The sequence below is a fragment of the Ramlibacter sp. WS9 genome, from assembly GCF_003797765.1.
Taxonomy (GTDB): domain Bacteria; phylum Pseudomonadota; class Gammaproteobacteria; order Burkholderiales; family Burkholderiaceae_C; genus Ramlibacter.
In genome coordinates this window covers 559,890-583,293 of the sequence record NZ_RKMB01000001.1, presented here as the reverse complement: position 1 = coordinate 583,293, position 23,404 = coordinate 559,890, and the positions used below count along the sequence as shown (strand labels likewise).

The following is a 23,404-nucleotide window of genomic DNA, read 5'->3' as shown; positions in this document are numbered from 1 at the left end:
AGTCGCAGCGCTCACACACACCTTTGGAGACCCAAAATGCTGAAGCTCTACTTCTCGCCCCTGGCGTGCTCGCTCGCCACCCGCATCTCGCTTTATGAAGCCGGCGCCGACGCCGAATTCGTGGAAGTCGATCCCAAGACCAAGCGGGTACTGGCCGACGGCCGCGACTACCGCGAGGTCTACGACCTGGGCCTGGTGCCCGCGTTGGCGCTGGAAGACGGCGCGCTGCTGACTGAGAATGCGGCGATCCTGCAGTACGTCGCGGAGCTCTACCCGCAGGCACAGCTCGCGCCGCGCGATGCGCGTGGGCGGGCGGAACTCCAACAGTGGCTCTGCTTCATCGGCACCGAGTTGCACAAGGCGCTGTACGTTCCGGTGCTGGATCGGAAGCTGCCAGAGGCGGTGCACGCGTACGCGCTGGCCAAGGCGCCGTCGCGGCTGGCGTGGCTCGCCAAGCGCCTCGAAGCCAGCGACTATTTGCTGGACCGCTTCAGCGTGGCTGACGCTTACCTGGTGACGATCCTGAACTGGTCTTCCGCCGCGCCGGTGGACCTGAAGCCGTACGCGGCGATAGGCGATTACCTCAAGCGCATGTACGCGCGGCCGGCGGTCGCGCGCGCGATCATGGATGAGAAGAAGCTGTACGCGCGCGAACTCGCACGGCACGCGTCAATTGCTTAGGGGTAGCGCGCACGCAAGCGGCTGATCGGCAGAGCCACTCACTCGGCGGTGATCTTGCGCGCGCGGACGATGGCGCTCCACTTGGTGTCTTCTTTCTGCATGAAGCTGGTCAGCTCCGCGCGTGAAGTGGGCTGCGGCGTCAGTCCGTGCTTGTTGAGCGCGTCCTTCACGCCGGGGTCATTCAGCACTTTCACGATCTCAGTATTCCAGCGATCGAGCAAGGACGCGGGTGTCTTGCCCGGTGCAACGAACGCGTACCAATTGAGCGCTTCGAATCCGGGGTAACCCGATTCGGCCACGGTCGGGATGTTCGGCATGTAGGCCGGCCGGGTCGGACCCGTCGTCGCCAGTGGAATGAGTTTGCCGGCTTCGATGTGAGGCAATGCCGTCGGCGGCGCCGAGAAGTAGGAAGCGATCCGCCCGCCGAGCAAGTCCTGCAAGGCGGGAGCGCCTCCCTTGTACGGCACGTGGACCATGTCGATGCCGGCACGCTGATTGAAAAGTTCTCCTGCGAGGTGCGACGCAGATCCGGCGCCCGTCGAAGCAAAATCGATGCTGCCCGGCTTCTTCTTCGAGAGCGCCACGAAGTCCGCCAGAGTCTTCACGCCCAGACCCTGGTGCACGACGAGCACGTTCGGGAAGTTCACACCGCCGGACACTGCGGCCAGATCCTTGAACGGGTCGTAGGGCACCTTCATCACATGCGGGGCGATGGTGAGAGGGCCGATTGAGCCGAACAGCAGCATTGACCCATCCGCCGGTCCGTTGGCCACCTGTTGGTGGGCTATGTTGCCGCCGGCGCCCGCGCGGTTGTCGACGATGACGTTCTGGCCGATGTTCTCGCCAAGCTTCCTGGCGACAAGGCGCGCGGCCGCGTCAGCCGCCCCGCCCGGAGCAAACCCGACCACCATCATCACGGGCTTTTTCGGCGGAAAGTCTTGTGCGTCGGCTTGCCCGGCAAGCACAAGGGGAAGTGCAGCCAGCGCGATGGCGCGGCGCAGACGGAATCTGTTCATTGGGTTAATCCTCGATCGTTGAATGAAATCGTCAGTCGGCAGCCAGGCCGACCGGATTGGGCTTGCGCTTTTCGGTGGCATGACGCAACAGCGAGGCCGTGCGAAAGACGCCATGAGCGAACTTGCCGTAAGGCAGCGTCGCAAAGAGCGCCATCACGGCGCCCAGGTGCAGGCACAGCAGCACGGCCAGCGCCGGGGTGGCGCGCCCCAGCCACAGCGCCAAACCGCTCACACTGGTGAGGAATAGCAATGCGATGAAGCCCAGGTCCATCGGCTTTTGCGCAAGGTCGCCGTGCAGCGGATGGCGCCTGCGGTTCAGGTGCCAGAGGCCGACCGTGCCGGCGGCAAGGCACACGCCACCGGCCACCCCCAGCAGCTTGGGCAGGCTGGGCCACTCATAAGGGGCGACCCAACCGAAGACGTAGTGGTAGATCGTGGCCACGCTGGTGGCCGCGAAACAGAGCATGAAGCCATAGAAAGTCAGGTGGTGGAAGTGGCGCCGCGACAGCGCGTAGGCATCGTCCTCGTTGTTGCAGCCCTTGCCGTGTCCACCGCCCAGGTACTTGAGGCGCAACACGGCACCGGCGGCCTCGGCCGCCGCGGGCGCGGACACCGGCGCCCCGCTGGTGGCCGGCGCGATGTCGCTCAAGAAACGCCGCACGCCCATCGTCAACGCCAGCGCGGCGAACAGGAACACCGGGGCGAACAAGCTGACCAGCAGGTTGTGCGGGAACAAGCGGTAGAAGTTGCCGCCGAGACGCGCGTCCCACAGTGTTCCGTTCAGGGCGACCGCCAGGATGAGAAACAGCGCGAGCCCCGCAGCCAGCGCCACCGAGACGGTCAGGCCGTTGCGTTCGTAAAGCCGGCCCAGCGCGGGCGGCCAGGCGTAGTCGACATAGGTCTGCCCCCGCACTTCGGCCATGGCCTTCGGAACGTTGACGCCGAACTCGTGAGGCGGCGCGTACTGGCAGGCGTGCAGGCAGGCGCCGCAGTTGTGGCACAGGTTCGCCAGGAAGTGAATGTCGGCCTTGCCGAACTCCAGCCGGCGCGTCATCGCGGGGAACACCGCGCAAAAGCCTTCGCAGTAGCGGCACGAATTGCAGATCTGCATCTGGCGGCCGACTTCGGATTCCTTGGCCGTGAGGATCGGGATGACGCGACGCGCTTCAAGCTGTTGCATGCTGCTCCGTTCTGGCCGCGGCGGCGGCCCGTGCGGCGCTTGTTCCTGCAATGCGGCCGAAGGCTGTGCCGATGCTCATGCCCACGCCCGCGGTGTATCCCTGGCCCAGCACGTTGCCGGCCATCATTTCACCCGCGACGAAGAGGTTGGGGCTGGGACGGCCCCCGAAACGTACCGCCGCCGTCTCGTCCACCTTCAGCCCGAGGTACGTGAAGGTGATGCCCGGCTTGACGGGATAGCCGTAGAAGGGAGCCGTATCGATTGGCCGGGCCCAATGGGTCTTGGCCGGCACCAAATTCTCGGTGTGGCAATCATCCAGTGCCGTGTGATCGAAGCTGCCCATGCGGCAAGCCCTGTTGTAGTCGGCAATCGTTCGGGTAAAGGTGTCCGCATCCAGGCCGAGCTTGCCCGCGAGCTCCGGAAGCGATGCCGCTGTGGTTCCAGGGAACACCGGCGGCATGAAGCGCCCGACGGCTTTCTGGTCGATGATCGACCAGGCCACCTGCCCTGGCTGCTGCGCGACCAGCCGGCCCCAGATGGCGTAGCGTTTGGGCCAGAAGTCCTCACCCTCGTCATAAAAGCGTTGCGCGTCGCGGTTCACGACGACGCCCAGTGACACACAATCGATACGTGTGCAGATGCCGCCATCGTAGAGCGGCGCACGGGCGTCAATGGCGACCATGTGGCCTTGCGACGGGTCACCGATCGAGTCGGCGCCGGCATCGATCATGTGTTTGAGCAGCACGCCCTGGTTGAAGCGTGTTCCACGGATGAGGAAGTTGTCGGCCGGCCACTCGCCGCGCTCGTTCTGGCCCCACGCTTCGCGCAGCCACTCGCGATTCGATTCGAATCCGCCGGCGGCCAGCACGCAACTCGCCGCCTCGACGCGCTCACCGCGCCCGGTGTGCACAGCGACGAATCGGTCTCCGTCCATTTCCACCGACGCCACAGGCGTCTCGTAACGGATCTGCACACCGAGCCGTTCGGCGCTGCGGAAATACGCATTGACGAGTGCCTTGCCACCGCCCATGAAGAACGCGTTGGTGCGCGCGACATGCAATGCGCCCGAGAGCGGCGGCTGGAAGTGCACACCGTGACTGCGCATCCAGTCCCGGCAGCTCGACGACGCGCGAATCACCAGGCGTGCAAGACGTTCGTCGGTGCGGCCTCCGGTCACCTTCAACAGATCCTGCCAATACTCTTCTTCCGGATAGGCGTCGACCAGCACGTCTTGCGGTGCATCGTGCATGCAGCGCAGGTTGCGGGTATGGCTGGAATTGCCGCCGCGCCATTCACGCGGCGCGCTCTCCAGCAGCAACACGCTGGCGCCGGCCTCTCGCGCCATGAGCGCGGCGCACAGCGCGGCGTTTCCGCCACCGACCACCAGCACATCGATCACACATGTCTCCTTGGGTATGGACCGACTGTAGTGAGTCGGCTCTCCAGGCGACAGCCCCGTTCGATCAACGGGTGTTCAGCAATCGAGAAGACTTGCGCCCGTCCATAGCCCGCCCTCGACCAGCTTGCGGACGGTATCGGTGATGACGACCCGGGTGGCCAGCGCGGCCGGAGAAAGTTCATCGTCAGAGAGGCTGACCAGCAGGTTGCGGCGCCCCACGTGCGCGTCGGCGATCTGGCAGTGCCGAAAGTCGTCCCCTGCGTAGCCCACAATGGCTGCCCCCGGTTGGATGGTGGCTCCCAGCCCGGCGCGCACGGCATCCATCAGCAACGCCAGTCCGTCGATCTCGGCCACGATGTCGGGCTCGATACGAGCCCGCGCAAACGCGGCCACCAGCGTTGCCCGCAACCCGTGATTGGCGCTCGGAAGGATCAGAGGCAGGCCACCGAGTTGGGAGAGCCGCACCTTGGCGCCAACGGGTCGTTGTGGAATCGCAGGTGATGCGATCACGTAAAGTTTTTCTTCCAGCAAAGGGGCAACACTCCAGCTGCGAGAAGCGTTGGTTTGGAACAAGACTGCGAGGTCAAGTTGCCGCAGCTGCAGCATGGTCGCCAGATGGCCCGAGAGCGACTCCACCATGTGCAGGCGAATATCCGGGTACGACTCGCGCATGGCCTTCAAGAGCGGGACACCCAGCACCGATGCGGTTGTCGGGGCGAGGCCTACGCTGACATGACCGGAGAGCCGCCCGCGCTTGGCCGCGACAACCGCAGCGTCGGCGCTTCGCAACGTGAGTTGTGCCTGATGAAAGAAGGCCAGCCCGGCGGCGGTCGGTGCGACGCCCGTGGAGAGGCGTTGCAGGAGCCGGGTGCTCAGTTCGCCTTCAAGCCGGCTGATCTGCTGGCTAAGCGCCGAAGTGTTGATGCCGAGCTCCGCCGCAGCGCGGCCCATGCTGCCTAGCTCGCAAGTCTTGACGAAATACCGGAGCTGTCTCAATTCCATCTGGTCGGCCCGCCTTAGCCCGCATTCTCAGCCATCAGGAAAAAACTCGTCCTAAGGGCGGCGGATGGCGAACAGCTTCTCGCGCAACGTCCCCTGCGCATAACTTGTCTTGTACGCACCGCGCGACTGCAGTTCGGGCACCACGCAGGCTGCCTGTCCGTTCCTTGCCTGTTCATGCGTCCCACGTCAGAATCGGCGGACATGTCCAGGCATTCCCTCGTTTTTTGGTTGCTGCTCGGCGCACGCGCTGCATCCGGCGCTGCGGACACAGCGGCGCAGACGCAGCCATACGCACAAGTGCTCGGTAGCTGGGCGCGAAGTGCCTCCGCATGCCGGCTCAGTTGATCCTTGAAAACTTTGTTCCGGGACAGGCGTACTCCGGCTGGGTGCATTGCTCGTTCAGCGTGCGCAATCGCGACATGGGCATGACGGAGTTCAAGGGATCTGCCAAGTACTATCCGGGCATCCTGGAGACCCCTGCCGGCGTTTCACATTGATGTTTCATTGTTGTACCGTGCCCATGCGGATCATGGCGTTCTCGTCCGAGGAGAAAAGCACGCGATGAATCGAGCGACTTCACTTACCTGCCTGGCCTTGCTGGCCGCCCTGTCGGCGAACGCCCACGCCTTCGAGAACGGAACCGAACTTTTTGAGGCGATGTCGAAGGGAACCGCACTCCGGCAAAACGGCGCAATGATGTTCATTGCAGGGACGGTCGACGGCATCCAGGAAGGCTTTGCCTTCGGCCATCAAACCGCGACGGGGAAGAAGATGACCATGGGCGCTGCCGGACGCATGATGGGTTACTGCCTGCCGCGCGGAGTGACCAACGGACAACTTTCAGACGCCGTGAAGCAGTATCTGACCGCCAACCCGGCTGAACGTCAGCGAGGTGCCACCGCGGTCATATTCGGCTCGATGGTGAAAGCGTTTCCATGCTGAGTCGTGCGGCTGAAGTTTTGACTCCGAAGCACGCTACCGCCTCGGGTTAGCGAGCCTTGTAGCAGCCCGATGTGGGCGTTCAGCCCGCGGCGGGCTCCCCAATGGATATTCGAACGCTTCCGATCTGCTGCGCCTCCGCGACCACCTGGTCCCCAGGCCGCAATGCGCCGACGCCGGCGGGCGTGCCCGTGTAGATGAGGTCCCCGGGCATCAGGAGGTATTGGCGCGAAAGCTGGCTCACGATCTCGGCGCAGCTCCAGATCAGTTGTCCCAGATCGGCGGTTTGACGCACTTCATCATTCACGGACAGCTCAATCAGGCCATGCTCAGGGAGATGCGGCGCGGCCCAGGGCAACAGCTCGCTGCAAACCGCCGAGTGGTCGAACGACTTGCCGGGCTCCCACGGCCGCCCCCGGTCCCGCGCTTTCAACTGCAAATCCCTGCGGGTCAGGTCGATGCCGACACCCACCGCGCACACGAAGCGCGCGGCATCGCCCGTTTCGATGTTGCGCCCCCGCGTCCCGATCGCCAGCACCAGCTCGACTTCATGCTGGAAGTCCTCAGTGGCCGAAGGATAGGGAACGCAAGCACCGTCCAGCACGAGTGCGTCGGCCGGCTTCTGGAAGAAGAATGGTGGCTCCCGCTCGTCGCCGCCCATCTCGCGGATATGGTCCAGGTAGTTACGCCCGACACAATAGATTCGGCGGACGGGGAAGCGCCTGTCCTCGCCCGTGAGGGGAATGAAGGACGGCGCCAGGTTAAACATCATTGATTCGCTCACAGCGCCTCCTCCCGGAACAGATCGAGCTTCTCCTGGACGACGCGGTCGGAGTAACCGAATAGGAATGCATCTTGCGACGCCAGGTGCTGTACCGGCATCCAGCTCGGAACGACGAAGATGTCCTTCGGGCCCCAGTGGAACTCCAGTTCGCCGATCTTCGAAACGCCCTCGCCCTCAACCACCACGAACACGGTGCTGTCCGTCGAGCGGTAGCCGCGCGTCTCGAAACCGTGGGGCAGCAGTTGCATCGTCGTGGAGATCGTCGGGATGGCCCAGCCACCGGTGAGCGGATTGAGGTAGCGCATCTTGAACCCATGGCACGGGTCCGGCTTGCGGAACGACGCCATCGCACTGATCGCCTCGCGCGTGCGCCGATACGGATAGTTGAAGATCGGCGAGGTCTGGCTTGCGTAGGTTTGGCCGAGCGGCGCCAGGTTGCTGCCCACTTCCGCCATCGCGGCACCCTCGGGCCGTTCGATGGGGTGCGTCGGGGCGGGATAGTTCTCACGAAAGCTGGCTGCCAAGGTGTTGACGATGTGCATGTCCAGACCATCCAGCCACACCACGGGCGCGGCGCCATCGTTGCCGTGGTCGTGCCAGGCCATGGAGGGTGTGATGATGAAATCCCCGGGTTCCATCATCGTCTTCTCCCCGGCAACGGCGGTGTATGCGTCAGTTCCCTCGATGATGAAGCGCAGGGCCGAGGCGGCGTGCCTGTGCGGCGGTGCCGTTTCGCCTGGCAAGAGGACCTGCAGCCCGCCGTAGAGGCTTTGCGTCACGCGCGATTGGCCGGGCAGTCCTGGGTTTTCAAGAACCATCACGCGTCTCTCCGCTTCCTGCGTGGAGATCAGGTCACAGGACTCCATGAGATAGGGACGCAGTTCGCTGTAACGCCAGAGGACGGGCGCGCATCGCGGTACAGGCTGCTCGGTGACGAGGCCGTGCAGCACACGCCACAGCGGCGCCAGGTTCTTGCCCCGAGCGCGGCGGTAGAAGTCCATTCGCCCGGCTTCAGCTTCTCGATCGACGGTGGCGACCAAACCGTCGTCCTGTTCAATAGTCATGTTCATGGGTTTCCCTGGCGGTCCGGCATGGCCGCGTTTCGAAAGCTGGGGTCGTAGTAATGGGTTGCCTCGCGCAGGGCGGCGCCTGAGCGGCCGTGCTTGGCGCGCAGCCGGATGACGGTTTCGACGCCCCGCAAGTCAATCTGCGCGCCGCGCTGATAGCCCTTCGCATCGACCAGAATGGCGCGGTATGCGGTTGCAGCCGCCTGCGGCGGCGTACCTGGCGGCATTCGCGACAAGTAGATTCGCTGGGCTTCTTCCTTGTTGGCCGGGTCTTGCAACCAGTCGATGGCACGTACGCCGGACCGGATAAAACCCGTCAACTGCGAAGCGTTCGAGCGCCCCCAGCCCTGGCGTACGGCCGCAACAGCGCCCTGGTAAGGACCGAGCACTTCGTCCGCCTTGCCCAGCACATTGAAGCCTTGCTGTTGCGCCAGGAGATCGAACGGCGCCAGCAGCAAGGACGCCGCATACTTGCGCTGCAGCAATGACTCGTAGCGCTGCATCGCTCCGCCTGCCGGCGCGACCTCGTAGTCGCGTCCCAGCACCAAGCCGTTGCGTTCCAGCATTTCCAGCAGCGCAAAGGCATAGCCAGTGGTCAGTGCATCCACGGCAACGACCTTTCCGCGCAGCGCGGCGTAGCTGCGAATTTGCGGGTCCGCGACCACGCGAAGCCATCCCGGGTCCAGGCCCATGACGGCCACGAGATCCGGGCCGATCACGCCTGCCGCGCCTTGCCCTTCGCGGTACGCGATCACGTTGTCCATAGCGGTGATCGCCACATCGAAGTCACCGTTGATCAGGCCCTTCATCTGGAAGGTGGAGTCCGGCGTCGGAGTGATTGACACCTTCAGCTTTTCTGCCGCAAAGAAGCCCTTGTCCATCGCGACCCAAAGCGGCCAGTTCGAACCGCCAGGGAAAGCCACGACACGCAGCGGCTTTCCCTCGGGTGCAAGTGCCGGTCGCGTGGTCGTGCAAGCGGACAGCAGTGCCGCTAGGCAGACGGTGAGGATTGAGCGAATCAGCATAGGCCGCTCAGAAGCGATGACGCATGCCGAGCGCGAGCATGTTGCCTCGCGCGGAGACGGCCCTGCCGGGTGCGGGCAACGTGTTGGTCAAGGTCCTGTCGAGCGTATAGGCAGCGTAGAGATCGGTTCGCTTGGACAAGTAGTGGTCGTACCCCAGAGTGAACACCTTGCGTTCCAGATTGCCGCCGCTCGCGGTTGCAGGGACCGGGGCCACGGCGTCACGGGTCTTCCGGTTCGCGTAGCCGACCAAGACACTGCCGGTGCCACCGACGGGAATTGCAGCGCTCAGATCCCAGATCCTGTAGGTGATGTCCAGCCGGGCGGCGTCCGTCCCGTTGTTCTTGATCTCGCCCACATGTGCGAACAGCTTGGCCACTTTGAAGTCGTAAGTGCCCGCTAGTTGCCAGGCCGTGGTGTCGTTCGGCGAGGTGCCGTCCGCGAACGTGAGGGGGTTCTTCTTGACTTTCTGCCACGCCAGCGAGGTGCTGAAGTCGCCCTGCCCGTATCGCACGCGCCCGCCGACGTTGTTGCCGCCCTGGTTCTCCGAGGCCGAGCCCAAGAGCGCGAAGGTGAACCCCGACCAGTTCGGGCTGTCGTAAGCGATGCTGTTGGCCCAGCCGGTGCCGCCGGACAGCGGGCCGCCTGCGAATGTCACCAACTGGATCGGCGACAGCACCATCGAATCAGCGAACGCGTTGGTGGTAATGGAATTGATGAACATCGGCGTCGAAACGAGGCCCATGCGCAAGCTGCCCCAGGACGGGTTGCGCAGGCCCGCAAACGACAGGCGCGAGAAGAACGGATCCGCACCCACGTTGACCGGCGGTCCGATGGCGTCGCTGCGGCCGACAGCGCCCGTGTCCAATCGAATAAAGCCGGACAACTCGAAGAAGGCGGACAGGCCATCTCCGAGGTCTTCGGAACCTTGAAAACTCAACCGGCTCGTCGTCATGCCTCCGTTGAGCACGCCCTTGCGGTTGGCGTCGGCGGCCTTCACGCCGGTGCTCTCGCCCTTGCCGCTGAAGACGGCGGCGTCAACCACGCCGTTGATGGTCACTGCCGGCTGAGCGCTGGCTGTGCCGCACGCCACGGCCGTGCCGGCCACCATGAGGGCGTTCTTGAAAATGTTCACGTTTGTCTCCTGTGTTGTTGGTGATTCGTGGGTCGTCAATGAGGGCCTGCTACACGATCCGTGTCTCGAGCTCGCCCAGCCCTTCGATGGAAACCTTCAGCACGTCGCCGCGCTTGAGGAACACGCCCGACTCCGTGCCGGTGCCCGCGGGCGTGCCGGTCAAGATCACGTCGCCGGGCAGCAGGTCGATGCGCGAACTGAGGTACGCGATCTGGTCCGCCACGCCGTACAAGTGATTTCGCGTGTTGGAGTTCTGCTTCAACTCCCCGTTGCACCACAGGCGGATGTCCAGGTTTTCGGGCGACTCGACGAACTGCGCCGGTGTGAAGACGGGCCCCAGCGGGCACGAGCCGTTGAAGCACTTGTGGCCGACCCAGTCGAAGCGGAAAGGCGAAGTCGGGTCGACGCGCGTGCGTATACCGAGGTCGCGCGCGGAAAGGTCGTTGGCGCACATGTAGCCTGCGACATACTCCAATGCGTGATCAACGCTGACGGCCCTGGCGCGCCGGCCGATCACGACGGCCAACTCAGCCTCCCAGTCGAGGCGCTCCGCATTCGCGGGCGCGATAACTTCCCCGCGGTGTCCCGCCAATGTCGCCGGACCTGCCTTCAGAAAGTGCCAGGGCGGAATCCCTTCTTTCTTCGGATCGAGGACGACCTTCTGGTTCAGCGCGCGTCCCATGGCTTCCACGTGGTCCCGATAGTTGGCCCCTGCGGCGTAGATCGCGCCCGGTCGCACCAAGGGCGAGCAAAGCACGAGACTCGCCGAGTCAAGCGCTTCGCCCGCAAACCGGTCACGGTTGGCGCCGACCTCTGCCACGAGTGCATCCAGCTGCGGTGCCGTGATGTGCCAGCGGGCCACTATGTCGTCGACGCCGACGTCTGTGAGTCCGTCATGACCGGTGATGCCCGCCAGGCTGGCGAGGTCGAACCAGTCGGAGCCGAGGGTGAGGCCCGCGCGCGTGCGCTCATCGGTGTCGTATGTGAACAGTTGGTATTTCATGGGTTGCGTTCTGAATAAGCAGGAGTTGGGCAAAGCGCTGCCCTGGCCCATCGGGAATCCGGTGAGCTGTGTCAGGAGAGCAGGTAGTTGGGCGCGGGGCGCGGGCTCTACGGGACCGGGTCGTCGCCTGCCGAGCGGACTTCGTTCGCCAGAGCCGAGCCTTGGTAGCGGTCGCCGAAGTCGAACATGTCGTCGTGTTGCACGCCGTCGTAGAACTGGAACTCCCACCAGTTATGGTCGAAGTCTTCCAGGTAGAACCCGTACACGCCGTGGCGCTTGACGGCGTCGAAGATCTGGCGGATGCCGTACTTGTCCTTCAGCTCCTGTGCGGCACGCCAGACACGGTCGACCTCTTCCACCGAAGACAGATCGAACCCCCAGTGGTTGTCGATGGACGCGGGCTGCAGCTCGTCACCGGCTTCGATGCACACGACGTGAAATCGAAGGCCGCAACGCAGCGCCATCGACGCACTGGAATGGCGGACGCATTGCAAGCCCAGAAAGTCTTCGTAGAACGGCCGTGACCGCGCGAAGCTGTAGCACTGCAACGTGCCATGCGACAGGTACTCGGGGTTCACCACCGATGCGGGGTTTCTATATTCGACGAGTGCGTCCGTGATCCTCATGCGATAGCTCCTTCGGCGATGTGGCGCTCGCGCTCGGTAATGAATGCGTCGGAATGGAAGGCAGTCTCCAGGAGACCGCCAGCCCCGACAAGAAGTTCGCGCGCCGACGCAACCATCGCCGGCGCGCCGCATGCGTAGACTTCGAACTCGCGCAGATCTGGATGGTCCTGAAGCGCAAGGTCCTGCACATGGCCGGTGCGCCCTGTCCAGCGTCCATCCTGCGGCGGGCGTGATAGCACCGGGACATAGCTGGCGCCCGTCTGCTCCGCCAAATGCTGGATGGCCTCGTCGAAGTAGAGATCCTCTTTGCGGCGCGCACCCCAGTAGACGGAGACATCGCGGCGTATGCGATTGCGCGCCATGTATCCCAGGATCGATGCGACGGGGGCGATGCCCGTGCCCGTCGCGAGGAAGATCACCGGTGCCTGCGTCTCTTCACGCAGGTAGAAGGTGCCCAGCGGGCCTCGGATGTTCATGATTTCGCCTTCCTTCATGGAGCCGAAGACCCGATCCGTGAACGAACCGCCGGGCAAGTGCCGCAGGTGCAGCTCCACATTGATCACGCCCTCAGGCGAAGGCACGCTGGCCACCGAGTAGCTCCGGGTCGCGCCTTGCGGCAGGATGAATTCGATGTACTGGCCGGCCGCGAACATCAGGTTCTCGTTCAAGGGCAGCCGCAGCTCCAGGATGGCCACATCCGGGGCAGGCCGGCGGATGCGCTTGATCCGGCACGGCATCGTGCGCGGCTTGGTCAGATGCAGGACCAGTTCCTGAACTTGCACGACAACGTCGGATAGCGGCTTTGCGCAGCACAGAAAGGTGTAGCCGGCCGCTTTCTGCGTCTCTGTGAGGTAAGCAGGATGCGCCGCGCCATGGTCAACACTGCCCTGGACGACGCGTGCCACGCAACTGCCGCAGTTGCCTGCGCGGCAGCTGTGCGGCAGGTTCAGGCCGGCATCCAGGCCCGCGTCGAGGACTCTCGAGCCCGAGGCGCACTCGTAGGTCTTCCCGCTGGGGAACAAGGTGATCTGGAAATTCATGGCTGGTGTGTCATTCAGTCTTCATGCCGATCCGCTTGATGAGGCCGGCATAGAACTGGTCGTCCTGTTTGATCAGCTGGGCAAATTCGGCAGGTGTGCTCCCGGCCGGCGCGTAACCTGCGGCCGCATACCGCTCGATGATTTCGGGAGACGCGAGTGCGCGGCGCACTTCCTCGCTGACGCGCCGCAACACGTCGGCGGGCGTGCCCTTGAGCGCGACCAAGCCGACCCAAGACTGCACGACGAGATCCTTGGGGCCGCCGGATTCCGCCGCCGTCGGGACGTCTGGTTCCGCGCGCGATCGAATCGGCTGTGCGATCGCGAGCAGCCGTAGCTTGCCGCCCTTCACCAGGGGAGCAAGGGAGCCGAGCGTGGCGATCGTGAAGTCCACTTCACCGGTCGCCACCGCAGTCATGAGCTGGGCGTCCTTGTAGGGGATCGGGATCATCTGCGTCCCCGTCAGGTGCTCGAGCAGTGCGCCGCCCAAGTGCGGCGGGCTGCCGATGTAGGGGACGGAGTACGAGAGGCGTCCTGGATTCGCCTTGGCTTGCGCGACCATCTGCGAAAGGGATTTGTACGGACTCCCGCTGCCCACGGCGACGTAGAACGGCGCCCGGTACGTGGTGGAGACGGGCTCCAGAACCCCCCCCAGCTTGTAGGCGGAAGAGGAGAACAAGTGGGGATTGATCGTGAGGTGCGCGTTGCTCACGAAGAGGAGCGTGTGGCCATCTGCCGGAGCCTGCTTCAGGGCGTTCACGGCAACGAGCCCGTTGCCGCCGGGCCGCGAATCCACCACCACCTGCCGGCCCGTTTGGCTCGAGAGCTTTTCGGCCAGCAGGCGCATGGTGCCGTCGGGTCCGAGGCCGGCGCCGTAAGGCGAGATGATGCGGATTGGTTTTGCGGTCGCGCCCTGCGCCAGGGAGCGGCCCGCCGCGCCCAGGGCCAGTGCGAATCCTCCGAGGCGCCTCAGGGCATCCCGGCGTATGAACGACGTGCTGTTCTTGATCATCTTGTGTCTCCTGTCGAGGGCAGTGAGCGTCTGCCGCGTTACTCGGTTAGCAGGATGGATTCTTCCGCTATGCATCCAGTTGCACAAGACTGGCAAAATGGAAATCCGTGTTCCATGGGCTGAACAATGGCAGCCCGATTTTTGGAGGCAAGCTAGACGTCATGAAGCCCGATTTGCTGCGCGGCATCGCTGTATTCACCGAGGTGGCCCGCCTGAAGAGCGTCTCTCGCGCGGCCGCCGCGTTGGAAATGCCAAAGTCGACGGTGTCGCGCCGCGTTTCCATGCTGGAAGCCGAAGTGGGTTTGCGGCTTCTGAAGCGGACCACCAAGAAGATCGAACTGACTGACGAAGGCCAGGCGTACTTCGCGCAATGCCAGCAGATCCTGGAGGCCGTGGAGAACGCGCATGAGGGGTTGCTGGGCAGCCGCGTTGAGGCAAGCGGTCATCTGCGCGTAGCAATGACTCCCGACTTCGCGTTGAGATTGGTCAAGACCCTGCCCGAATTTCGGGCGCGCCATCCGAAGATGCTGCTCGAGTTCGACTTCACGGCTCGCAGCGTCGATCCGCTCACGGAGCACTGCGACATCGCCATCCACATCGGCCAACTTGTGGATTCGGGGCTCACGGCATACAAGCTGACGGACGTGGTGTCGCAGCTCTATGCAGCGCCTTCCTACCTTGCCGGCCGGGGAGCAATAGCCACGCCCCACGAGCTGTCTGAGCACGCGTGCATCGTGGCGCGTCCGCACACGGGCGAGGCGCTGGCCACATGGGACCTGCGTCGCGGTCGCGAGCGGCTCCTGGTGAAAGTCGAAAGCGGGCTTGTTCTCAACAGCATCGGCGTCATTCAGCGGCTTGCGATCGCAGGGGCGGGCATCGCGCTTCTTCCGGAAGACCTGTGTCGGGAGGAAGTGGCCGCCGGCCGGCTCGCCCTTGTTCTCAAGGGCTGGCGTGCAACGGCACTTCCGATCCACGCCCTTACTGCCACGCGGTTTTTGCCTGCAAGGACACGCGTGTTCTTGGACTATCTGCGCGACGCGCTTGGAAGTATTTGAAGAGACGCCCGCTTCCGACCCGTCCGGCGCAGAATAAGCACCTTCACTTCATGAAGGAGCTGATCCGTGAGCCCTCGGCCAAGGAACAGGCACACTGCAGCATGAACGAACCAATCAAGACCGGCGACCGGTGCGAAGTGATCGCAGGCGCCTTGGGCCCGAAGGGACCCAATGTGGGCAAGCTCGTCACTGTCGGGCAGGTGCGCGGCGAACACAGCGAGCACGGCCGCATCTGGCGTTGCCACGGAGAAGGCCTCATCACCGAGTACGGGGCGGTCGGGAATGAGGCCGACTTTGCCCAGGCCTGGCTGCGCAAGCTGCCGCCCGAAACGCTCACACCGCCCCAGCGCGAGGAAGTGCTTCACGACACCTGAGTCACGCAGCCCAGGCAAACGGCGCGAAGTGTCCGTTGCGCGTGCCGCTGGTGTCCTCCCAGTCGATGCCGAACGCGTGGAACTTGCTGCGTGTCGCCTTCGCCAGCGACAAGCGTGTGTTCACCGGATGCGCCACGTTGTCGACGCCGATCGCCTCTCCCGGCGTGACCGCGCTTTCCAGGCCCTCGCAGGCCTGGTCCACCAGTTCGCCCGCCTTGAGTGAGTAGTTCAGGCCCTGCTGCGTGAACTGGATCGGCCGCTTCTCGATGCCGGCCACCTTGCCGACGAGCGGCGCCAGCGCGGCCATCGGGCCGCCCGCTTCGCCCGTCGCGATGGACCGGATCGCGTCCACCTGCTTGTCGTCCGCGGCATCGTCCACGATCAGCCCGACCGTGATGTTGCCTTCGCCCATCGCTCCGGGTGAATGCAGCATGACGACGAACGACAAGCCGTCGAGCTTGACGCCGTCTTTCTGGCCCTGCTCGATGCGCATGGCCACAGCGGCCTTGCAATCGCCTTCCGTGGGCCGCGCCGTCATGTTCGACCAGATGCATGGGCACAGCAGCGTGCAGTTGCAGGTCTCCATGTATTGCCCCTTGATGCTCCAGCTGGACATGACCGTGCTCCTTGCAAATGACACCGAACTTCAAGTTACGCCGTGGACGTGGGCACTGCAAGCTCAGCGTGTCGCTTCTTTCGCATTGACAGCGTTGCGTGTATCGACCATCTTGAGAAGGTGAGAGTCATCCGCGAGCATCCCGTCGGAGCGCTGCTCCTGCTCGGCGTCAGTGCTGCAGCGTGGCTGTTCCTCGCCTGGCTGGCAACCGACATGGAAACGCCGCTCGCGCAGCTCGTCATGCCGATGTCGCCCGAGTGGAGCGCGTCCACGGTGCTCGCGGTGTGGAGCATGTGGTCCGTGATGATGGTCGCGATGATGTTGCCCTCCGCGCTGCCGATGATCGTCACGTTCGTGCAGGTCGCGCAGCGCAACCGCCAACCGGCCAGGGCGCATGCGTTCGTCGCGGCCTACGTGCTCGTCTGGCTGGCATTCGCTGCGGCCTGCACGGCCGGTCAATGGACACTGCAGCGTTACGGGGCGCTCGACGCGATGGCATTGAGGAGCTCGGCAGCCGCCACCGTCGTGCTGCTCATCGTCGCCGGCCTGTATCAGTTTTCGCCGCTCAAGCGCGTGTGCCTGGCGTCCTGCCGCACGCCGTTGGCGTTTCTGCTTGGCGAATGGCGCCCCGGCGTGCGCGGCGCGTTCCGCATGGGCGTGCGGCATGGCCAGCTGTGCCTTGGCTGCTGCTGGGCGCTGATGGCGCTGCTTTTCGTTGGCGGCGCGATGAACGTGCCCTGGGTGGCGGCACTCGCTGTCGCGGTGGCCATCGAAAAGCTCGCGCCTTTCGGGGACCGCATTGGCGGAGTGTTGGGCGTGGGATTGATCGGGGCCGGCGTGATCCGGTGGGCCCTTATCGGGATCTAAGGTGCCCGACCGATGGGGGCCTATTGCCCATACCGCTCCCTCAACTCCCTCTTCAACAACTTCCCCGACGGATTCTTCGGCAGGCTCTCCGCGAACACCACGCTCTTCGGCGCCTTGAACCCGGCCATGTGCTGGTTGCAGTGGTCCATGACTTCCTGTTCCGACAAGGTCATCCCCGCCTTCACCACGATTACCGCCGCCACGGCTTCCACCCACTTGGGGTGCGGCACGCCGATCACGGCCACTTCCGACACGGCGGGAATGCGGTAGATCATCTCTTCCACCTCGCGACTCGCCACGTTCTCGCCGCCGCTCTTGATCATGTCCTTCTTGCGGTCCACCACCGTGATGAAGCCCTCCTCGTCGATGGTGGCCAGGTCGCCGGAATGAAACCAGCCATCGCGGAACACGGCCTTCGTTTTCTCTTCGTCGTTGAAGTAGCCCAGCATCAGGTGCGGCGACCGGTGCACGATCTCGCCGACTTCGCCGCCGGGCTGCACGTCGCGGCCGTCGTCGTCGACCACGCGTGTTTCCACGTTCAGCACGGCGCGGCCGCAGGAGCCGGGCTTTCTCAACTGATCGTCGGGGCCGAGCATGGTGGCCAGCGGCGCGATCTCGGTCTGGCCATACAGGTTCCAGAAGCCGACATCGGGCAGCCGGCGCGCCAGCTCCTTGAGCACTTCCACCGGCATGATGGACGCGCCGTAGTAGCCTTTGCGCAGCGTGCTCATGTCCGTGCTGTCGAACAGCGGCGAGCGCAGCAGCGCGATCCACACCGTGGGCGGCGCGAAGAAGCTGGTGATCTTGTGTTGGGCGATCAGCGGCAGCAGGTTGTCGGGGGTCGGCTTGGCGGTGACGATGCTGGTCGCGCCCACGTAGATGGCCGGGCCCAGGAAGACGTCCAGCTGCGCGCAGTGGTACAGCGGCAGCGCGTGCAGCATCATGTCGCCATGCGCGATGCTGGCATCCACCGCGCAGCTGGCGTACTGCCAGATCACGGCGTCGTGCGTCAGCATCGCGCCTTTGGGCATGGACTCGGTGCCGCTGGTGTAGACGATCTGGGCCAGGTCGTTGCTGGCGAGGTTCGGCGTTTCGGGCGGCGCGCCTTCGGTCTTGGCCAGGTCGTCGAACGATGTCATGCCCGCCACCGGTTGTGACGGGTCTTCGGACGGCAGCCAGATGAACTGCTTTACGGCCGTGCCCATGGCCGCGGCGGCGCGCGCGGTGTCGGCCAGGCCGGAGTCGGTGGCCAGGGTCTGCGCCCCCGCGTGCTTGAGGATGTACGCGACTTCCTCGGCCTTCAGCATGAAGTTGATCGGCACCAGCACCGCGCCCAGCCGCGCCAGCGCGAACCGCAGCGCCGCGAAACCATGCGAGTTGCGCGCCAGCACGGCCACGCGGCTGGCGTGGCCAACGCCCATGCCCGCGAGGCCGGCCGCCACGCGGTCGACCACCGCGTCGAATTCGGCAAAGGTCCAGTGCGTGGCGCCGCAAACGAGGCCGGCCTTGCGCGGACTGCGCTTGGCGGTGCGGTGCAGCAGGTCGGCAATCGTCTGCCGGCGGATGGCGGGGTCCATGGCGTCTCCACGAGGGTGAGTCTTCGTGGCATCGTAAGGCAAGCTGCTGCCGAGGCGGTCACCGGTCTAACTGTCGACTTCGAATTCGGCGCGGAAAGCCTCGCAGAACGCCGGCGAACCGCTCAGCGTGAGCGTCAACGTGGTGCGTGCCTCGCCACCCGGGGCAGGCGCCAGCTGGACTTCGCCCCGGCGCTCGTCATAGGAGATCGCAAGCGGCGTGCCGGGCTCGATGAGGCCCTGCATTTCACAGTCCCACTCGCCGCCTTCGTCCAGCGGGCCAGGGCGACCGAATGCGTCGAAGGCCCATCGCAGCACCTGCGCCAATTCCGCCAGCAACGCGGGTAGTCGATCCGGCAGGACGGACGCCATCGCGTCGAAAGTTCCGCGGCCGGAGTCTTCGTCGCTGAAGTCGAAGTCGAGGTATTGCAGGGGCACGAGTGATGCGACGTTCGGATTGGATCGGCTGAGTCCGTCGGACTGGATTGCATTCTCCCCGATAGCGCTGGCGCCTGGGCCGGCTACGCCGGCCCAGGCAACTCAGGTCATGGGAACTGACCGCCTAATGCTTCTTCTTGTCGTTGCACAAGCAAGCCTCGGGCGCGAACTGCCACTGGATGCGCCCAACCTCCTCGCCCCGGTACATCTGCCGGATCGCGACACCGTGCCCGTAGGCTACCTTTCCCTTGCGCGTATGGATCTTGAACACGCACGGGATGCGGCCGCCACGCGGGATGCGCACCTGCTCCAGCTTGATGCGCGGGAGCGTCGGCAGGACGAGGCGCGCGTTTTCGTTCTTCTTGCCACGCACGATCTTCCACGGGTTCTCACCCTTCAGGCCCACGAGCAAGCCCAAGGGACCTTCGAGTTCAAGCACCGCGTCGGCCGGCAACTTGCGCTCGATCTCGAAAGCGAAAGGCAGCGCCCGGTCGTCCGCGCCGGCCATCTTGAAGGCGAATGACGGTGTGGCGTTGGGCGCATCCGGCAGGTCGTTGATGACGTTGAAGTTGCGCCACGTGACGTTGTTGTGGGCGCGGATCATGTCCTGGAACGATGCCCAGTCCAGCGGCCCGGGCGTCGGCGGCGCCGGGTCGGTCGGGGTCTGCAGCGTGGCGACGAAGCAGTAGTGGCCGATGCCGGGAATGCCCGCGTTGGGCCAGGCCAGGCGCGGCGACACCGTCAGCACGTCGCCGACAGGAACCGTGGGCAGCGTCACGGTGCCGATCAGGTTCCACGTCGAAGGCGTGATCAGCGTTGCCACTTCGCTCCAGTACACCGTCGCCACGACGTTGGCCGCCGCTGCGCCGCCGCGGTTGCGCACGCGCACGTAGATGGAGTTCTCTTGCCCCGACTCGACCTCGTAGCCCAACGTTGCGGAGTTCTCCGTGCCGCTGCCTTCGCCGTAGGTCAGCTGCGGGTCGGCCACGGGCGACGGGCGCACGATGACGTCGGGGCTACCGGAGATCGACCCGCCCCAGGGAATGGCGCCTGTGTCGCCCACCGCGTCGCGCAGGTAGATGTCGCACAGCACGCCCAGCGTGGGCACGATGGCGCTCAGGTCGGGCATCACGCCGATCGCGCCCGCCACGCCGCCGCCCTGCGCGGTGCCGGTGGCCGGGTTGGAAAGCAGCGAACGCATCTGGCCCGGCGACAGCAGTGTGCCGGTCGCCGCCTGGTAGTTGGACTGCACCAGCGCGGCCGCGCTGACGATGATCGGCGAGGCGCTGCTGGTGCCTTGGAACGTGTCGGTGTACCACCTGTCGGCGTTGCCGCCGCCGTTGTCCAGGTCGCCGTAGCCGGTAGAGGTGACGTTCTCGCCCCAGGCGAAGCAGTCGATGCGGCTGCCGAAGTTGGAAGCCCACCAGCGGTCGTGCGGCACGGTGGACACGCAGGCGCCGACCATGATGGCGCCCGAGTCCACGAAGTTGGGCGACGCGCGATTGAGCCGCTGCAGCCCGCCGGTGCTCCACGCGTCGAGATCGCTGTCGCCGTTGCCCGCGGCCTCGACCACGATGATGCCGCGCGCCGTGGCGAGGCGGATCACGTCGAGCCGGTCATCGAGCGTCTCGACGGGCAGGAACGCAGTCTGCAACTCGATCAACATGATCTGGCCGACCGACATCGCCGCCACGGCCGCCGCGAGCGCGTCGGTGACGTGCTGGACGCCACCGGCATCGTAGATCGAACTCATCCTGACAGAACTGATCGAGGGAGCGGAGCCCACGACGCCGGCCATGTTGTCCGAGGCGACGATCTCGCCCAGCACCGCGGTGCCGTGGTCCTCCCAGCTTGCGTACTGCACACCGTGGATGACCGTGGGCGCCTTGGCCACGAGGTCCTCGTGCGTCACGCGCCAGCCGCCCTCGACGTCGACGACGCCGATGCCGGTGCCCTCGCCGTTGGGCTGCGTCCACATCCAGCGGGCGTCGATACCCATCGGCGCGGCGTCCTGGTAGTCCTGTCCGGCGTTGTACGCGTCATCGCCCGGCGTCACCAGCGGCAAGGTGGAAAGCGGCTCTTCCCATGCCTTGTCCACCTCCGGCAACGACGACAGCGACTCGATCAGGCGGCTGACCTGGTCGCGGGCGAGTTCGCGCAGGTCCAGCCGCCAATACTGCGTCAGGCTGTGCAGCGGCGGATACTTGGTCTGCGCCGCTTCGCGCTCCATCTCCAGCAGCTTCTCGGCGGGGATCGAATGCACCAGCCGGTGGGAATGCGGCGAGCCCGCGCTGTCCAGCAGATGGGCCAGTCCCTTCAACTGATACAGCTTGGCCTGCTCGGCGAGCGTGTCCGCCGCCTTGTCCTTTCCGATGCCGCTCGCTTCGCCCACGAGCCGGACCACTGCCATGCCGGATGGCCGGCCCCCTTTCATCGCGTCGCCGCTCATGGGTCGCATGGGCGCGCCGCGAACGGTTTCGCGCTGCAGTTTTTTGCCGGTTACTTCCTGGTTCATGATGACCTCCTTGGTAACAATGGTGGAACGCACAAGATGCGTGCTATCGCCATTCAGGCACCGCGTTTTGTGGCGCCGGCGCTTTGACGGGCAAGGGACCCACCAGAGGTGGGCGCCACTTTTTCATCCCCCCGTCAAGTCGCTTGTTCAATGGCAAGCCACTCTGCGCGGTCTCGCCAAGCGGGCGCATCCTCCAACTGGAGGAGAACGTGGTCAAGGAATGGATAGGAGTTGTAACGCTGCTGCCTTGCCGCGCTGCGCTTACCGAACGCCTTTCAAGGCTTCCTGCTCGCGCCCTTTGCGCCGGCCGGGCTGCCGATGCCCAGACGCTCCATCGTCTCGTGCGCCTCGGTCACCATGGTCGCCACCTCGCCCACCGTGATCCGCAGGTTCGTCGCCTTCGACCGCATGTGCTCATAGGCCTGCGTCTCGCTCATGCTCTGGCTGTCCATCAGCACGCGGATGGCCTTCTCGATCTGCCTGCGCGACTTCATCGTCGCTTCCAGCTTGTCGATCTTGCCCTGCTGCCGCTCCTGGAAGCTGTGCGACGAACGCGCGAGCACGAGCGTGCTGAAGATGCCGGCAGAACGGAACGGCTTGGTGATGACGCCGTGGGCATGCGTGTCCAGCAGCAGCTTCAAGGTCGTCGGGCTTTCGTAGTCGGACAACGCGACGAACGCGGCGTTCACCGCGGTGGCTGACCAACCGGTGTTGCCTTCGAGCTCTTGCGACACTCGAAAGAAGATCACGTCCGCGTCCTTCGGCGGCTCGGCCGGGAAAGGCCAGACGAGCTTCAGGCGGCAGCCGATGCGCTGCAGTTGCTGCACCACCACGTCGCGGTCTTCGCCGGGCGGATAGATCACAACCACGCAAATGCTGCGTAGGTCTTCATAGAGGCGGCGCAGGTTCGAGCTCATGATCAGCGCAACCAGAACTCCGTGAAGCCGAAGGTGGTGAGGTAGGGCTCGGGCTTGACCGGCGCGTTGCTTTCCCACACCACGTCGAATTCGCCATCGCTCTTGCACACCCCGATGCGCGGCGTCAACGCGCAGTGGTTGTTCTCCGGGTCCACCGAGATGATGCCTTCCGGTGAATCGAACTGCACAGCCCGCGCGGCCTCGACCAGTTTTCGCCTGTCCAGGCTGCCGGCCCGCTGCAGCGCGCGCGCAAACAAGTGCACCTGCGAATAGGCCATCTCAGACCAAGTGCTCGTCGGCCGGTCGCCAAAGCGTTTCGCCCACAGCTCGCGAAAGCGCGCATTGCTCTCGTTCTTGAGCGACGAGAAGTACGTCGCTGACGTGATGTGCCCCTCGCACAGGGCCGGGCCGATCAGGCGGATCTCCTCTTCGGCCATGGAAAGGCTGGCGATCGGGATGGTCTTCGGATCAATACCGTTCTCGCGGTACAGCTGGTAGAACAGGCGCGCCGACTGGCCCACCAAGGTCGAGAAGACAACATCCGGTTGCGCCTCGCGAATGGCGCGAATGACGTCCAGCAATTCCTCGCGGCCGGCCTCGATCGGCAGGTACAGCTCGTCGAGAATTTCGCCGCCGTATTGCTCCACCACGTCGCGCATGATTCGGTTCGACTCGCGGGGATAGATGTAGTCGGCGCCGACCAGGAACAAGCGCTTGCCGCGATGCTGGAGCAGGTAAGCCGCGAGCTGCACGCTGTTCTGGTTGGGGACGGCGCCGGTGTAGATGACATTCGGCGAGTACTCGAAGCCTTCGTAGAACGAGCAATACCACAGCAGCGCGTTGTTGCGCTCGATGACGGGCAGCACGGCCTTGCGGCTCGACGAACGCGAGCAGCCGAAGATGACGTTGATCTCGTCTTCGACCAGCAGCTTGCTGGCCAGGCGCCGGTACTCGTCGGAGTCGCCCTTGGGGTCGTAGGCGGTGGGCACGAGCGGCCGGTCCAGCACGCCACCGGCAGCGTTGATCTCCTCGATGGCCAAGGCGGTGCCGAAGAAGTGCTCGGACTCGGTGACGCCCGTCGCGCCCGAGCGCGAAAACAAGATGCCGATGCGCCAGCCGGTGTCGGAAGGAGTTTGCGTGTCCAT

24 protein-coding genes are annotated in these 23,404 nt (G+C 64.9%); 6 read left to right on the top strand and 18 right to left on the bottom strand.

The features are described 5' to 3' along the window. Positions 1-36: 36 nt before the first annotated feature. Positions 37-681 (top strand): glutathione S-transferase N-terminal domain-containing protein, encoded by a 645-nt coding sequence (locus EEB15_RS02680; RefSeq protein ID WP_233259318.1) that lies wholly within the window; start codon positions 37-39, stop codon positions 679-681. A gap of 38 nt (positions 682-719) precedes the next feature. Here the strand turns inward: EEB15_RS02680 and EEB15_RS02675 are convergent, their stop codons facing one another. From EEB15_RS02675 to EEB15_RS02660, 4 genes are all read right to left on the bottom strand, one after another. After that, on the bottom strand, positions 720-1,697 hold the full coding sequence (locus EEB15_RS02675) for a tripartite tricarboxylate transporter substrate binding protein (protein ID WP_141507962.1): 978 nt from the start codon (positions 1,695-1,697) through the stop codon (positions 720-722). 31 nt (positions 1,698-1,728) lie between these two features. Next, positions 1,729-2,877: a tricarballylate utilization 4Fe-4S protein TcuB gene (gene tcuB / locus EEB15_RS02670; protein ID WP_141507961.1), complete on the bottom strand. Its 1,149-nt coding sequence runs from the start codon at positions 2,875-2,877 to the stop codon at positions 1,729-1,731. Next, positions 2,864-4,276: an FAD-dependent tricarballylate dehydrogenase TcuA gene (gene tcuA, locus EEB15_RS02665; protein WP_141507960.1), complete on the bottom strand. Its 1,413-nt coding sequence runs from the start codon at positions 4,274-4,276 to the stop codon at positions 2,864-2,866. The genes tcuB and tcuA overlap by 14 nt, the downstream gene beginning before the upstream one ends. A gap of 75 nt (positions 4,277-4,351) precedes the next feature. Further along, positions 4,352-5,278, bottom strand: a complete 927-nt coding sequence (locus tag EEB15_RS02660; RefSeq protein WP_141507959.1) for a LysR substrate-binding domain-containing protein — start codon at positions 5,276-5,278, stop codon at positions 4,352-4,354. Positions 5,279-5,607: 329 nt separating this feature from the next. Here EEB15_RS02660 and EEB15_RS33565 point away from each other — a divergent pair, with 329 nt between their 5' ends. Both EEB15_RS33565 and EEB15_RS02655 read left to right on the top strand, forming a co-directional pair. Beyond that, entirely contained in the window at positions 5,608-5,775 is a 168-nt protein-coding gene (locus EEB15_RS33565; RefSeq protein ID WP_158289969.1) for a hypothetical protein, read from the top strand. A 64-nt stretch (positions 5,776-5,839) separates the two neighbouring features. Next, positions 5,840-6,220, top strand: a complete 381-nt coding sequence (locus EEB15_RS02655; RefSeq protein WP_141507958.1) for a Rap1a/Tai family immunity protein — start codon at positions 5,840-5,842, stop codon at positions 6,218-6,220. Between the two features lie 79 nt (positions 6,221-6,299). Here the strand turns inward: EEB15_RS02655 and EEB15_RS02650 are convergent, their stop codons facing one another. The 8 genes from EEB15_RS02650 to EEB15_RS02615 form a co-directional block, all read right to left on the bottom strand. Continuing rightward, positions 6,300-7,001, bottom strand: coding sequence for a fumarylacetoacetate hydrolase family protein (locus tag EEB15_RS02650; protein WP_233259317.1), 702 nt, complete (start codon positions 6,999-7,001; stop codon positions 6,300-6,302). Further along, positions 6,998-8,071: a gentisate 1,2-dioxygenase gene (gene gtdA / locus EEB15_RS02645; protein WP_370283292.1), complete on the bottom strand. Its 1,074-nt coding sequence runs from the start codon at positions 8,069-8,071 to the stop codon at positions 6,998-7,000. Before gtdA ends, EEB15_RS02650 begins: the two co-directional genes overlap by 4 nt. Next, positions 8,068-9,093 carry an ABC transporter substrate-binding protein gene (locus tag EEB15_RS02640; RefSeq protein ID WP_141507957.1) on the bottom strand — a complete coding sequence of 342 codons (1,026 nt, stop codon included), beginning with the start codon at positions 9,091-9,093 and terminating at the stop codon, positions 8,068-8,070. Before EEB15_RS02640 ends, gtdA begins: the two co-directional genes overlap by 4 nt. Positions 9,094-9,100: 7 nt before the next feature. Then, positions 9,101-10,225 (bottom strand): porin, encoded by a 1,125-nt coding sequence (locus EEB15_RS02635; RefSeq protein WP_233259316.1) that lies wholly within the window; start codon positions 10,223-10,225, stop codon positions 9,101-9,103. 49 nt (positions 10,226-10,274) lie between these two features. Next, the gene (locus tag EEB15_RS02630; protein WP_141507956.1) at positions 10,275-11,228 is read right to left on the bottom strand and encodes a fumarylacetoacetate hydrolase family protein; all 954 of its coding nucleotides are present in this window, start codon (positions 11,226-11,228) and stop codon (positions 10,275-10,277) included. Between the two features lie 107 nt (positions 11,229-11,335). Beyond that, complete coding sequence (locus EEB15_RS02625; RefSeq protein WP_141507955.1) at positions 11,336-11,854, bottom strand: VOC family protein; 519 nt, start codon at positions 11,852-11,854, stop codon at positions 11,336-11,338. Next, complete coding sequence (locus EEB15_RS02620) at positions 11,851-12,894, bottom strand: 2Fe-2S iron-sulfur cluster-binding protein (RefSeq protein WP_141507954.1); 1,044 nt, start codon at positions 12,892-12,894, stop codon at positions 11,851-11,853. Before EEB15_RS02620 ends, EEB15_RS02625 begins: the two co-directional genes overlap by 4 nt. A gap of 10 nt (positions 12,895-12,904) precedes the next feature. After that, positions 12,905-13,903 carry a tripartite tricarboxylate transporter substrate binding protein gene (locus EEB15_RS02615; protein WP_158289968.1) on the bottom strand — a complete coding sequence of 333 codons (999 nt, stop codon included), beginning with the start codon at positions 13,901-13,903 and terminating at the stop codon, positions 12,905-12,907. A gap of 107 nt (positions 13,904-14,010) precedes the next feature. Between EEB15_RS02615 and EEB15_RS02610 the strand changes: the two genes are divergently transcribed. Continuing rightward, positions 14,011-14,958: a LysR family transcriptional regulator gene (locus EEB15_RS02610; protein ID WP_158289967.1), complete on the top strand. Its 948-nt coding sequence runs from the start codon at positions 14,011-14,013 to the stop codon at positions 14,956-14,958. A gap of 101 nt (positions 14,959-15,059) precedes the next feature. Next, positions 15,060-15,332, top strand: a complete 273-nt coding sequence (locus tag EEB15_RS02605; protein ID WP_141507951.1) for a hypothetical protein — start codon at positions 15,060-15,062, stop codon at positions 15,330-15,332. Position 15,333: 1 nt separating this feature from the next. On the opposite strand, the gene EEB15_RS02600 is transcribed toward EEB15_RS02605, so the two are convergent. After that, positions 15,334-15,948: a DUF1326 domain-containing protein gene (locus tag EEB15_RS02600; RefSeq protein ID WP_141507950.1), complete on the bottom strand. Its 615-nt coding sequence runs from the start codon at positions 15,946-15,948 to the stop codon at positions 15,334-15,336. 120 nt (positions 15,949-16,068) lie between these two features. Between EEB15_RS02600 and EEB15_RS02595 the strand changes: the two genes are divergently transcribed. Then, the gene (locus EEB15_RS02595) at positions 16,069-16,815 is read left to right on the top strand and encodes a DUF2182 domain-containing protein (RefSeq protein WP_233259315.1); all 747 of its coding nucleotides are present in this window, start codon (positions 16,069-16,071) and stop codon (positions 16,813-16,815) included. A 20-nt stretch (positions 16,816-16,835) separates the two neighbouring features. Here EEB15_RS02595 and EEB15_RS02590 read toward each other — a convergent pair whose 3' ends face one another. The 5 genes from EEB15_RS02590 to EEB15_RS02570 form a co-directional block, all read right to left on the bottom strand. Next, positions 16,836-18,392 carry an acyl-CoA synthetase gene (locus tag EEB15_RS02590; protein WP_141507949.1) on the bottom strand — a complete coding sequence of 519 codons (1,557 nt, stop codon included), beginning with the start codon at positions 18,390-18,392 and terminating at the stop codon, positions 16,836-16,838. A 66-nt stretch (positions 18,393-18,458) separates the two neighbouring features. Next, positions 18,459-18,827, bottom strand: a complete 369-nt coding sequence (locus tag EEB15_RS02585) for a hypothetical protein (protein WP_141507948.1) — start codon at positions 18,825-18,827, stop codon at positions 18,459-18,461. A 124-nt stretch (positions 18,828-18,951) separates the two neighbouring features. Continuing rightward, on the bottom strand, positions 18,952-21,342 hold the full coding sequence (locus tag EEB15_RS02580; protein ID WP_141507947.1) for a S8 family peptidase: 2,391 nt from the start codon (positions 21,340-21,342) through the stop codon (positions 18,952-18,954). Positions 21,343-21,617: 275 nt separating this feature from the next. Further along, positions 21,618-22,259: an ANTAR domain-containing response regulator gene (locus EEB15_RS02575; RefSeq protein ID WP_141507946.1), complete on the bottom strand. Its 642-nt coding sequence runs from the start codon at positions 22,257-22,259 to the stop codon at positions 21,618-21,620. 2 nt (positions 22,260-22,261) lie between these two features. Beyond that, positions 22,262-23,404: a transporter substrate-binding domain-containing protein gene (locus tag EEB15_RS02570; RefSeq protein ID WP_141507945.1), complete on the bottom strand. Its 1,143-nt coding sequence runs from the start codon at positions 23,402-23,404 to the stop codon at positions 22,262-22,264.